Below are 12,764 nucleotides of genomic sequence, written 5' to 3'. Positions count from 1 at the left end.
AGCGTTAAACGCGGGCAGGATGCTTAGCCAGCCAATGCCCAAACTGTTCCGCGGGCATTGGTTTTGCGTAGTAGTAGCCCTGACGCCCATCGACACCACTGTTAAGGACAAACTTCTCTTCATCCGGGGTCTCAATACCCTCTGCAATCACCTGCAAATCGAGCGCCTTGGCGACGGCGACAATAGCTCGTACCAGCGATTGTGAGACGGGCTGTTTATTAATATCGCGGATAAAGCTTTGGTCGAGCTTGATGGCATTGATCGGCACTCGTGCGAGCTGAGAAAGCGATGAGTAACCCGTGCCGAAGTCATCCAGATGAACCTGTGCGCCCAGCTCCTGAAACTGCTTCATCAGCCGCAGGGCTTCAGCTTCATTCTCAATCAGGCAGCTTTCTGTGAGCTCAATATCGATAGGACAGTCGGTGATATTCGCCTCATGCAGTGCCTGTTTCAGGTCAGTATAGATGCTTTGATCAATCAGCTGACGTGCCGACACGTTGACGGCGACGCGCAGAAAAATGCCCTGCTGTCGCCAGACGATAATCTGTTTCAGCACATTGAGCATGACCCAGCGTCCCAGCGGCACAATCAGTCCCGACTCTTCGGCATAGGGAATGAAATCAGCAGGGGAGACCAGGCCGCGCTCGGGTGAGTTCCAGCGTACCAGCGCTTCGGCGCTGCGGACTTCACCATCACTGTCGATTTTCGGCTGGTAATGCACCAGCAGGTGATCCAGCTCCAGCGCCTTACGCAGATTGGTGTCCAGCCACAGGTACTCAAAGACCCGCTGGTTCATCTCTGCCGCGAAGACACAGAACTTGCCACGACCGTTCTCTTTGGCGTGATACATCGCGGTGTCAGCATTGCGAATAAGGCTCTCGCGATCTTCACCATGCAGCGGCGCGAAAGCGATCCCGATAGAGCAGCCGCTGTACACTTCGATTAGTCCGATACGGAAAGGCTGACGCAGGCGCTCAAGAATGCGGGAGGACATCGCCTCCAGCGCAGCCTGGCTGGTGTGCTCAGCCAGCACCACAAACTCATCGCCACCCAGCCGGCCCAGAGTCTGGTCTTTACCCAGACAGCTAAGAATCGCCAGTGAAACCGCCTGCAGTAACTGATCGCCGAACATATGACCGTAGGCGTCGTTCACTTTTTTGAAATTATCGAGATCGAGGTAGACCACGCCGGTCTCATCGCGCTCAGATCGCTCCAGCGCCAGGCTAATCTGTTGGTGAATTGCGTTGCGATTAGGCAATCCGGTCACCGTATCGGTGTTTGCCAGCACCCGCAGGCGTTCCTGGGCGCGTCGCTCCTCGGTTATGTCGGTGCCAGAACAGATGAGGAAAATTTCATTTTTGCCACTGCCGCTGTGAACAAACTTATTACGAAACAGAAACAGTCGCTGACCTTTTTTGGTTTTAACCCAGCGCTCCACCTCATAGGAGTTACCGTCACGGAAGAAGCCCGCAATGTTGCGTCGTGACTGAGAGGCCTCCTGTTTGGTCATAAAGAGCTGAAAGACGTTACGGCCGATAACCTCATGCTCATTCAGACCGGTGTATTCTTCACTAAGACGGTTAAAACGCTGAATATTGCCGCGCTGATCGAGGATCACAATCACCGAGTTGGCTTCAGAAACCACCTGTTCGGCGAATGAAAGACCCAGGGTTAAGTCGCGGGCGACCGCTGAGGTATCGCCCCAGGCAGAAGCGGTTCCTGCCCAGGTCGCCTGGTTCACTTTGCGTCCGACAAAATGCATCGGAACATCAATGCCCTGCAGCGTCATAGTCAGATTGATGCTTGAAGTGATGACCGGCATCGCGCGTATCATGGCTGCCTGGCCGGGGGTTAACGGCAGGGCGATATTAGTTTGTGACGACTCATCTTCGGCAAAATGCAACGCATCGCTGTCCGCGGTCAGACGCCAATGAGGGCTGGTTGTACCGAAAAGGGTGTACAACAACGTTTGCCCTTGTTCATCGGTCATGGAAACTTCCTCCGGGAAGTGCTCTGCAGGCGTTATCTCATTATTTTAGCAACAGTATTCATCATCTGACGCCAGCACAAGATGCAAACCGAATATATTTTCCCATCCAGATAAGAATGGCACAAAAAAGCCCCGACATTGCGGGGCTGTTTAGTGCGGTCAGCAGGGACATTTACCCAGTTTGCCTGCCTGGCTGGGGAAGCGGGCATCCAGACAGTAACGGTGGAAATCGCGCTCATTCATCGGCGACTGATCGGGATGATGCAGTCGCATATGCTGCAGATATTTTTGATAATCCTGCACCCCGACCATTAAGCGAAAGCACTGTTGCAGGCCGCGCCAGAATCCCCGCCAGCTGAATGCCTGCGGCTGTGGGGCGGCGGCAGGCTGACAGCGGATAATCTGCCACTCTCCCTGCGGACGCCGGGACTGATGAATAGCATCAGACATGACGCACCTCCTTGTTGCGCAGCGTCACAACGGACTCATGCGTAGTAGGAAGATCGCTGCGCAGCGCCCGGCGAATGACAAAGAACGCAGAGATGAGCATCGTGACCGCCACCAGCATAAAGAAGGCGCACAGGGCCGCGTTAATCTGATTGCTGAAGACGATGGTCTGCATATCTGCCACGCTTTTTGCCGGGGCGATGATCACGCCTTCATCCAGCCCTTTGCGGAACTTATTCGCCTGCGCCAGGAAGCCAATCGACGGTTTTTCATGGAAGATTTTCTGCCAGCCTGCAGTCATCGAGGTGATAAACAGCCAGACAGTTGGCAGGATAGTCACCCAGGCGTAACGCTGCTTTTTCATTTTAAACAGCACCACGGTGCCGAGGATCAGCGCCATGGACGCCAGCATCTGATTGCCGATACCAAACAGCGGCCACAGAGTGTTAATGCCGCCGAGCGGATCGACCACGCCCTGATAGACAAAGAAGCCCCAGCCCGCTACCGCCACGGTCGTGCCGGCCATATTGCCCAGCCAGGAGCGGTTATTCGCCATAGAAGGCACCACGGTGCCTGCCAGATCCTGCACCATAAAGCGGCAGGCGCGGGTACCGGCATCGACCGCCGTCAGAATGAACAGCGCTTCAAACAGAATGGCGAAGTGATACCAGAACGCCATCATCGCCCGGCTGTTAAAGATCTCGGTAATGATGTGGGCCATTCCCACCGCGAAGGTTGGCGCGCCGCCTGCGCGGGACAGGATCGAGCCTTCACCCACGTCACGGGCGATGCCGCTCAGCATTTCCGGCGTGACGACAAAGCCCCAGCCGTTGATCACCTGAGAGGCGCTTTCAACGGTGGTACCAATCAGCGCAGCCGGGGAGTTCATGGCAAAGTAGACGCCCGGATCGAGCACCGAGGCACAAATCAGCGCCATGATCGCCACAAAGGATTCCATCAGCATCGCGCCATAGCCAATAAAGCGGATATGACTTTCCCGCTCCACCAGTTTTGGCGTGGTGCCGCTGGAGACCAGCGCATGGAAGCCGGAGATGGCGCCGCAGGCAATAGTAATAAACAGGAACGGGAACATCGCGCCGGAGAAGACCGGGCCGGTGCCGTCGATAAATTTGGTGACCGCCGGCATTTTCATCTCTGGCATGGCAAAAACAATCCCCACCGCCAGCCCGACAATCACGCCGATTTTAAGAAAGGTCGAAAGGTAGTCACGCGGAGCCAGCAGCAGCCAGACCGGCAGCACGGAGGCAATAAAGCCGTAGATCACCAGCACCCAGGTCAGTGAGGTGCCTTTCAGGGTAAAGAAGGGCCCCCAGTAAGGATGCTGGGCTACGTCACCACCATAGATAATCGCCGCCATCATCAGCACAAAGCCAATCAGTGAAACTTCGGCGATTTTACCGGGCCGGATAAAGCGCATGTAGACGCCCATAAACAGCGCAATCGGAATGGTGGCCGCGATGGTAAACAGTCCCCACGGACTGTTCGCCAGCGCCTTGACCACCACCAGCGCCAGCGCCGACAGGATAATGATCATGACGCCCAGCGCGCCGAGCATGGTCACCACACCGGCAAACGCACCCAGCTCCTGCCGCGCCATCTCGCCCAGTGAACGGCCATCACGACGGGTTGAGATAAACAGGATCAGGAAATCCTGTACCGCACCCGCCAGCATCACCCCGACCAGGATCCAGATGGTGCCAGGCAGAAAGCCCATCTGCGCCGCCAGAATCGGACCCACCAGCGGGCCGGCACCGGCTATAGCCGCGAAGTGGTGGCCAAACAGCACCCATTTATTGGTCGGGACATAATCGAGCCCGTCGCTCAGCCGCTCGGCAGGCGTCATCCGGCGGTCGTCCAGTTCGAAAATATTGCGGGCGATAAACAGGCTGTAGAAGCGATAAGCGATGCTGTAACAGGCGACAGCGGCTATCACCAGCCAGACTGCGTTGACGTGTTCGCCGCGGCTGAGGGCCAGCATGGCGAAAGCGCCCGCGCCGATTAACGCCACCACTAACCAGATCGCACTGGTTTTGACGTTTTTCATGACTAACTCCTTGTGAGGACCGAGAGGAAAGCGATCGAAAACAACGAGTCAAACTTAATGTAATGGAATGTAAGTGAAAGTTAATCAGTGGAGAAGTGTGAAGCGGGGTACAAATTTAACTTTTTTGCAATGCGGGCGGGGCGGAAACAGGCGGGATAACCGGAGTTATCCCGCCCGATTGACTGCTCAGAACATCACTACTCAGACGGCGGGACGCGCCACGACGCTGCGGGTTTCCATGCGGACTTCGGCGATGGTGACATCAATCACATCGGTCACACGGTAAACCACTTCGCCTTTGATCTGAACGCTGCCATTTTCCTGGCTGCAGACCAGCTCATCACGCACCGCGTGAATGAACGGCGCCGGGATAAAGGCGACCGCGCCAAACTCCAGCAGGCGAACACGCATGCCACCACGTGACACATCGATAATCTCGGCGCTGAAGCGACGGTCGGTTGCTGCAAACGGCGCCAGATAACGGGCGTAGAGCCAGTCGCCAACATCACGTTCCGCCATGCGGTTCAGGCGGCGGCGCTCACTCATCGTCACCGTCAGCGCATCATCCGGACGAGCGATCTGCTCACCGCGAATAATCGCTTTCAGCAGACGATGGTTGACCATGTCACCGAACTTACGAATCGGTGAGGTCCATGTGGCGTAAGCCTCAAGTCCCAGGCCAAAGTGCGGGCCAGGCTCGGTGCTGATCTCAGCGAAGGTCTGGAAGCGACGGATCCGGCTGTCGAGGAACTGGGTCGGCTGGGCATCAAGCTCACGACGCAGCACGCGGAAACCTTCCAGCGTAGTGATCGCGTGCGCATCCACGGTAATACCATGGTTGGCCAGCACGGCCGCGGCCTGTTCAGCATTGGTGGCATCGAAACCGGCATGGACGTTGTAGATACCAAAACCGAGACGGTCACGCAGCACTTTCGCCGCGCAGACGTTGGCCAGAATCATAGACTCTTCAACAATGCGGTTAGCGATGCGGCGCGGTTCAGCCACGATCTCCAGCACTTCACCTTTTTCACCCAGCAGGAAGCGGTAATCCGGGCGATCTTTAAACACCAGCGCGTGGGTCTGACGCCATTCGCTGCGCGCCAGGCAGAGGCGATGCAGCAGGCGAATCTGTTCAGCAATCTCCTCACTTTCCGGCTGCCATGCGCCGCTGTTTTCCAGCCAGTCAGAGACGTCGTCATACGCCAGCTTGGCTTTGGATTCGATCCAGGCGGCAAAGAACTCAACGTCATCACCTAAGCTGCCATCGGCTGCCACGGTTACGCGGCAGGCCAGGGCCGGACGGCGCACATTCGGACGCAGCGAGCAGACATCATCAGAGAGTTCGCGCGGCAGCATCGGGATGTTAAAGCCCGGCAGGTAGTTGGTAAACGCACGCTGCGCCGCCAGCTTATCGAGCTGACTGCCTTCCGGCACATAGGCGGTAGGGTCGGCGATAGCGATAGTCAGACGCAGGGCGCCATCGTCCAGGGCTTCCGCAAAGAGCGCATCATCCATATCCTGGGTGCTGGCGCTGTCGATGGTAACAAAATCCAGCGCGGTCAGATCTTCACGCGTCAGATTTTCATCCAGCATCTCGCCAAAACTGACATCGGGCGCTTCACGCTCAAGGTTATGACGCGACAGCGTCACCCACCACGGCGCCAGATGGTCATCAGCTTTGACAATAAAATCGGTAAGTTCGGCATAAAAGCCGCGATCGCCTTTCAGCGGATGGCGACGCATCTCCGCCACGGCCCAGTCACCGTTTTCAAACTCATGGCTGACATCGCGCGCAGGGCGACACTGGATGGCATCCTTCAGCAGGGGATGATCCGGCACAATCGACAGGCGATCGTCTTTCTTCTGTACCCGGCCAACAAAGCGGCTCAGGAACGGCTCAACCAGGGTTTCCGGCTCAGCGCTTTCGCGATCTTTATCGCTGTGGATCACGGCGGTGATGCGATCGCCGTGCATCACTTTCTTCATCTGCGGTGGCGGAATGAAGTAACTTTTTTGCGCATCGACTTCCAGAAAGCCGAAGCCTTTTTCAGTGCCTTTTACGACGCCTTCAGCACGAGGCGTTTGCGAATGGAGCTTCTCTTTCAGCTGCGCGAGCAGCGGGTTATCCTGGAACATAATTTTTACGTTTCGTTGGCTGATTGCGGCTGACAGTTTTACGCGAATCGACGTCGCGCGGCAAGGCAAAAAGCCGGACGAGCCGGCTTTTTAGGGGGGAGTGAAAGGGCTGTCAGGCGATGCGCTGATCGGCCAGTGCCTCAGAGAGTTCCAGCTTCACCGGCACCGATTTTGAGGTCGGTGTACCACTGTCATCACCAAAGCTGTTCAGCGGCACCAGCGGGTTGGTTTCCGGATAATAGGCCGCCAGGTTACCGCGCGGAATATTGTAGGGAACCAGTTTGAATCCGCTGACGCGACGGGTAATGCCATCATTCCACAGCGTTTCGATATCGACATTCTGGCCTTCGGTAAAGCCCAGGTCTGCCATATCGTCCGGGTTGATGAACACCACTTCACGCTGACCAAACACGCCACGGTAACGGTCATCGAGGCCGTAAATGGTAGTGTTGTACTGGTCGTGCGAACGCAGTGTCTGCAGGGTAAAAGGCACGTCCTGATCAAGATTCGGGAACAGTGAGGTCGGCAGCGCTGAGGCGTTAAATTCCGCTTTCTGGCTCGGGGTATTGAAGCGCAACTCGGCTGCTGCGTTGCCCAGATAGAAACCGCCCGGGATGTCACATTTGGCGTTAAAGTCGGCAAAGCCAGGGATCGTCGCGGCGATGTGCTCACGGATCAGGTTGTAATCACCCGCCAGCTCGCGCCATTTCACTTTTTCATCACCCAGCACCGCCTCGGCGATACCGGCAACAATCCAGGTCTCAGAACGCTGTGTTTCCGCCAGCGGAATACCGATCCCTTCAGAGGCGTGCACCATGCTGAAAGAGTCTTCCACGGTAATAAACTGATTGCCGGTGGCCTGCAGATCGCGCTCGGTGCGGCCCAGCGTCGGCAGAATCAGCCCATCGTGACCCGGCACCAGATGGCTGCGGTTCAGTTTGGTGCTGATATGCACGGTCAGACCACAGCGTGACATCGCCTCTTCGGTGCGCGGTGAGTCGGGTGCGGCGGCCGCCAGGTTGCCACCCAGCGCGATCAGCACTTTCACTTCATCACGCAGCATGGCGTTCAGCGCTTCCACGGTGTTGTGGCCTGCCGCACGCGGGGGCTCGAAATTGAAATGATTCCCCAGCGCATCCAGGAAGGCTTTCACCGGTTTCTCATCGATGCCCATGGTGCGGTTGCCCTGCACATTACTGTGACCACGAACCGGGCAGAGGCCTGCGCCTTTTTTACCCAGCTGGCCAAACAGCAACTGCAGGTTGGTGATCTCGCGCACCGTGTCGACAGAGTGTTTGTGCTGGGTGATGCCCATCGCCCAGGTACAGATCACCCGGTCAGCGCTCTGGTAGATCGCCGCGGCTTCACGGATCTGCGCCTGCGTCAGGCCCGACTGCGCCACAATCTGCATCCAGCTGGTGTTATCCACGGCGTCGAGATACGCTTCAATGCCGTTGGTTTTAGCATTGATAAAGGTCTGATCGAACAGGCCGCTTTCGCCAGCCGCCAGACGCGCGCGGTGGGTTTCCAGCAGGGATTTCACCATGCCGCGCACCGCCGCCATATCACCGCCCAGGTTCGGCTGGTAATAGGAGGAGCTGATGTTGCCCGCTTTCGAAGTCACCACTTCCAGCGGTTTCTGCGGATCGGCAAAACGTTCCAGACCGCGTTCACGCAGGGTATTAAAGGTGACGATTTTCGCACCGTGATCGGCAGCGTGACGCAGGCTGTGCAGCATACGCGGATGGTTAGTGCCGGGATTCTGACCGAAGACAAAAATGGCATCTGCGTGGTCGAAATCATCCAGACGAATGGTGCCTTTACCGACGCCAATGCTGCGCTTCAGGCCGGTGCCGCTGGCTTCGTGGCACATATTGGAGCAGTCAGGGAAGTTATTGGTCCCCATCAGGCGACCAAACAGCTGATAGAGCCATGAGGCTTCATTGCTGGCGCGACCGGAGGTGTAGAGCTCCATCTGATCCGGATGATCCATCGCCTTAATGTGCTGCGCGATCAGCGCAAACGCATCATCCCAGCTGATGGGCTCGTAGTGGTCGGTTTCCGCGTTGTAGCGCAGCGGATGGGTCAGACGTCCCTGATACTCCAGGAAGTAGTCACTCTGGGTATAGAGCGTGGTTACGCTGTGTTTAGCGAAAAAGTCGGTGTCGACCATCCGGCGTGTCGCTTCCCAGGTCACCGCTTTGGCGCCATTCTCGCAGAAGCTGAAGGTACTTTTATTGTCATCACCCCAGGCGCAGCCCGGACAGTCAAAACCGCGTGCTTTGTTCATGCGCATCAGGTTGCGCATATTTTTCAGGGCCGCTTTGCTGTCAAGAACGAAACGCGTGGTGGCTTCCAGTGAACCCCAGCCGCCCGCTGCCGCGCGATAGGGTTTGATTTGGCGTTTAAATTTCATATTGAGTGCAGGCTTTTATAGTAGGAATTATTGTTTGGTGTTTGTTATCAGGTTATAGCCTGATGGTGAAAGGAAGTCTGCAGCTATCCTCATACCTTGTCTAATTGATTGACTTAATGGTGCGATAGCTGGCGTTTATCGTGCATAAGCCAGAAATGTGATGCTGGTCAGATTTTACCCGCCTTTAACCTGCTGATAACGGGAGTTCTCCCGACAACAGGCTAATACTTGCTGTTCACAATCAGAAAGGGCGCGACTCCATGAAACAGCTGACCAGCCAGATTCATGCATTTGGCAAAGCGTTGATGATGCCAATCTCGGTCATCGCTGCCGCAGGTATCTTCCTTGGGCTGGCGGCGGCCATGCAGAACCCGGCGGTCACCGGCGATGCCTTTGCGCAGATGCAGGTGCCGCAGTTAATTATCGGTTTTATTCGCAAGGTTGCCGGAGCGCTATTCGCTAATCTGCCGGTCTTCTTTGCGGTAGCGAGTGCCATCGGACTGGCGAAAGCGGAAAAACCTACCGCCGCCTTTGCCGCGGTGATTGGCTATATCGTGATGAACGTCGGTATCAGCGCGACGCTGGCGGCCAAGGGGATCACCGCCACCACCACCACGCCTGCAGCCCTGCAGCAGGCGGGGATGGATCAGACCACCGCCATGATGACCTCGGCGGAATATATCAACATGCTGGGCGTCTTTACCTACAACATGAGCGTACTGGGCGGGGTGATTGCCGGACTGGTAACGGTGGCGCTGCACAATCGCTTTTATACCCAGCAATTACCTACCGCGATCAGCTTCTTTGGCGGACGGCGTTTTGTGCCGATTGTGACCGTGGTCTGTCTGCCACTGATTGGGGTCTTGCTGGCGTTGATCTGGCCGACCATTGGTGACGGTATCGCCTGGATTGGACAGATGATTGGCAAAAGCGGGCAGTATGGCGCTTTTCTGCTGGGAGCCTTTGAGCGCATCCTGATCCCCACCGGCTTGCATCACATCCTTAACGAAACCGTGCGTTTCACGCCTATTGGCGGCATGGCGGTGGTCGATGGCCAGACCGTGGTTGGTGCACTGAACATCTTCAACGCGTCGCTGACTCATCCGGGATCGATTCCCGATGAGACGCTGCGCACGGCCACGCAGTTTCTGGCGCAGGGCAAGATTCCGGTGATGATGTTCGGCCTGCCCGCCGCGGCGCTGGCGATCTATCACACCGCCCGACCCGAGCATAAACAGCGGGTGAAAGCACTGGTCATGGCGGGGGCGCTGACCTCCTTCACCACCGGCATCACCGAACCGCTGGAGTTCTGCTTTATCTTTGTCTCGCCGGTGCTCTATCTGCTGCACGCTTTCCTGACCGGCCTGTCGTTTATGCTGATGTCGATGCTGCATCTGATGATTGGCAACGTGCAGGGCGGTGTTATCGACCTGGTGGTGTTCGGCATGCTGGGCGGGGCAAAAACCCACTGGTGGTGGACGCTGGCGCTGGGCGTGATCTATGCGCCGATCTACTACTACGCTTTCCGGCTGGTGATCACCCGGATGAATGTTGAAACGCCGGGCCGTGAATCGGAGGATGAGAAACCGCAACAGGTCGCCGCGGATGAACGGACTCAGGTCATTATCAGCGGGCTGGGCGGGCAGGCCAATATCGAGGATGTCGATTGCTGCTTTACCCGGCTGCGCGTGCGGGTCAAAGAGATGAATCAGGTGGTCGATCAGACGCTGATGAGCACCGGTGCCAACGGAGTCAATCGCGTCAGCGAGCACGACATTCAGGTGATCTACGGCCCGCAGGTCGAGAAGATCGCCAACGAGGTAAAAATGGCGCTGGGCGTCGCTTAACGGCAGCCTGTTTCACTCTTAGTGACGACGCTAACCGCCCGACGCCCGTGGGCGGTTAGCCCCTGTTCCCCGGAGCGCTCCGCCCGCTGCCGTCCCGCTTATTGTAACTAAAAAAAGCCCAGCCCTAATGGGCCGTACCTTTCTGCCGATATAGCGACTAATCCTCTTACTTTTCGGAACACCGCGATGTCGTTAAAAAAATCCTCCCTGATTATCTTCTCCTTCCTGCTGGCGCTGTTTCTCACCAGCGTGGCAATCAGCACCTGGCTGCTGATCCAGAGCAATCACTCGCTGAATGCGGTTAACAAAGAGATCCGTGTGGTGCTCTCGGTGATTGACCCCATTAACCACAGCCGCACGCTGCGTGTGCGTCTGATGGAGTACATGAAGGAGATTGAGGGCAGTGACGCAAACAATCCCGCCACGCTGGACAGCGTTCGGACCGTGGCCAGCAAAGCGGATGCTGCATTTCAGGCCTATATGAACGCGCCGCGTCTGCCGGGCGAAGAGGCGGAAGCCGACGCCTATAGCCAGGCTTATCAGGCCTATCGTCAGCAGGGTTTACAGCCGTTGATTGAGGCGGCAGAGGCGCACGATCAGGTGCGCTTTAAAAATCAGATCGCCACCGTGGTTCGCCTTGATCGTCAGTATGAAATCATTCTGGACCGGGTGCTGGCTCAGCATGAAACCTATGCCAAAAAGCTTAACAGCGATGCACAGAGTCACTTTACCTCCGGCATTACCCTGCTGGGGCTGTTTGGGGTGCTGTTTTTCGCCATCATCGTCGCCATTTACATCTTCATGAAGCGCTATGTGCTTTCGCCGATCAATGATGCGCAGGAACACTGCAAGCTGATTGCGGCGGGCGTCCTGGATACCACGGTGCCGGTCAAAGCCGGTTCGCGCAGTGAGATTCAGTTGCTGATGGGCTCGCTGGAGCAGATGCGCAGCGCGCTGACCGCCATTATTCTCCAGGTGCGCGATTCAACCCGCTCAGTCTCCACCGCCTCTCAGGAGATTGCGGCGGGCAACATCGATCTTGCCTCGCGAACCGAACAGCAGGCCGCCGCACTGACGGAAACCGCTGCCAGCATGGAGCAGCTGGGCGCAACGGTGAAACAGAACACTGAAAACGTCTTTGAAGCCTGCCGCCTGACTAGTGAAGCGGTGAAAAACGCGGAAAGCGGCGAAAAGGTCTCGCAGGAAGTGGTGACATCGATGGCGCTGATTAATGCCAGCTCGAAGAAGATCGAGGAGATCACCACCGTGATCGACAGCATCGCCTTCCAGACCAATATTCTGGCGCTGAACGCGGCAGTCGAAGCCGCCAGGGCGGGTGAACAGGGTCGCGGTTTTGCGGTGGTGGCAGGGGAAGTCCGTAATCTGGCCCAGCGTAGCGCTACCGCAGCCAAAGAGATTGAGGGGCTGATTGCGGAATCTGTTTCGATCATCCACGCCGGTTCCGATCAGGTCAGCCGGACCGGTGAGGCGATGAGCGCCATTATCTCCTCTGTCAGCCGCGTGAATCTGCTGATGGAGCACATCTCAACCGCTTCTGATGAACAGAGTCGCGGTATCGGTCAGATTGAGCAGGCGGTTACCGAGATGGACAGCGTTACACAGCAGAACTCGGCGCTGGTGCAGGAGTCTGCCGCAGCATCTGCCTCGCTGGAAGAGCAGGTGCAGTATCTGACGCAGTCGGTCTCCACCTTCCGTCTGGCAAACAGTTAATCAGGGCTCTCCGCGCTGAGTTTATACAGCGCGGAGTCCGGAGCCCCGATGCTGAGTAATGCCCGACAGAGAAGGGAGAGTTTGATTCAGTGCCTTGTGGCGCAGGGCTAATCGGCGGATTATAAGGCTTTC

The 12,764-nt window shown here is 56.9% G+C and carries 7 protein-coding genes; 2 read left to right on the top strand and 5 right to left on the bottom strand.

Features of this window, described 5'->3' with window-relative positions:
- Nucleotides 1–4 precede the first annotated feature (4 nt).
- From pdeR to GVJ63_RS04185, 5 genes are all read right to left on the bottom strand, one after another.
- On the bottom strand, nucleotides 5–1,990 hold the full coding sequence (gene pdeR / locus GVJ63_RS04205) for a cyclic di-GMP phosphodiesterase (RefSeq protein WP_010244518.1): 1,986 nt from the start codon (nucleotides 1,988–1,990) through the stop codon (nucleotides 5–7).
- A 159-nt stretch (nucleotides 1,991–2,149) separates the two neighbouring features.
- Nucleotides 2,150–2,440, bottom strand: a complete 291-nt coding sequence (locus GVJ63_RS04200) for a YbdD/YjiX family protein (protein WP_159226463.1) — start codon at nucleotides 2,438–2,440, stop codon at nucleotides 2,150–2,152.
- Complete coding sequence (locus GVJ63_RS04195; protein WP_010244523.1) at nucleotides 2,433–4,502, bottom strand: carbon starvation CstA family protein; 2,070 nt, start codon at nucleotides 4,500–4,502, stop codon at nucleotides 2,433–2,435. Before GVJ63_RS04195 ends, GVJ63_RS04200 begins: the two co-directional genes overlap by 8 nt.
- A gap of 201 nt (nucleotides 4,503–4,703) precedes the next feature.
- Nucleotides 4,704–6,638 (bottom strand): exoribonuclease II, encoded by a 1,935-nt coding sequence (locus GVJ63_RS04190; RefSeq protein ID WP_124890010.1) that lies wholly within the window; start codon nucleotides 6,636–6,638, stop codon nucleotides 4,704–4,706.
- A 112-nt stretch (nucleotides 6,639–6,750) separates the two neighbouring features.
- Nucleotides 6,751–9,054, bottom strand: coding sequence for an FdhF/YdeP family oxidoreductase (locus GVJ63_RS04185; RefSeq protein ID WP_159226462.1), 2,304 nt, complete (start codon nucleotides 9,052–9,054; stop codon nucleotides 6,751–6,753).
- Between the two features lie 260 nt (nucleotides 9,055–9,314).
- On the opposite strand from GVJ63_RS04185, the gene GVJ63_RS04180 reads away from it, so the two are divergent.
- The gene (locus GVJ63_RS04180; protein WP_010244533.1) at nucleotides 9,315–10,901 is read left to right on the top strand and encodes a PTS transporter subunit EIIC; all 1,587 of its coding nucleotides are present in this window, start codon (nucleotides 9,315–9,317) and stop codon (nucleotides 10,899–10,901) included.
- 186 nt (nucleotides 10,902–11,087) lie between these two features.
- Complete coding sequence (locus GVJ63_RS04175; protein ID WP_033757823.1) at nucleotides 11,088–12,632, top strand: methyl-accepting chemotaxis protein; 1,545 nt, start codon at nucleotides 11,088–11,090, stop codon at nucleotides 12,630–12,632.
- Nucleotides 12,633–12,764 lie beyond the last annotated feature (132 nt).

It is taken from the genome of Pantoea sp. 18059, from assembly GCF_902706165.1.
Lineage (GTDB): Bacteria > Pseudomonadota > Gammaproteobacteria > Enterobacterales > Enterobacteriaceae > Pantoea > Pantoea agglomerans.
This window is presented reverse-complemented; position numbering and strand designations above follow the sequence as displayed.

Bases quoted from the DNA above. Each gene is read 5' to 3' on its own strand.
- pdeR (WP_010244518.1), bottom strand. From the start codon at position 1,990: ATGACCGATGAACAAGGGCAAACGTTGTTGTACACCCTTTTCGGTACA.
- GVJ63_RS04200 (WP_159226463.1), bottom strand. From the start codon at position 2,440: ATGTCTGATGCTATTCATCAGTCCCGGCGTCCGCAGGGAGAGTGGCAG.
- GVJ63_RS04195 (WP_010244523.1), bottom strand. From the start codon at position 4,502: ATGAAAAACGTCAAAACCAGTGCGATCTGGTTAGTGGTGGCGTTAATC.
- GVJ63_RS04190 (WP_124890010.1), bottom strand. From the start codon at position 6,638: ATGTTCCAGGATAACCCGCTGCTCGCGCAGCTGAAAGAGAAGCTCCAT.
- GVJ63_RS04185 (WP_159226462.1), bottom strand. From the start codon at position 9,054: ATGAAATTTAAACGCCAAATCAAACCCTATCGCGCGGCAGCGGGCGGC.
- GVJ63_RS04180 (WP_010244533.1), top strand. From the start codon at position 9,315: ATGAAACAGCTGACCAGCCAGATTCATGCATTTGGCAAAGCGTTGATG.
- GVJ63_RS04175 (WP_033757823.1), top strand. From the start codon at position 11,088: ATGTCGTTAAAAAAATCCTCCCTGATTATCTTCTCCTTCCTGCTGGCG.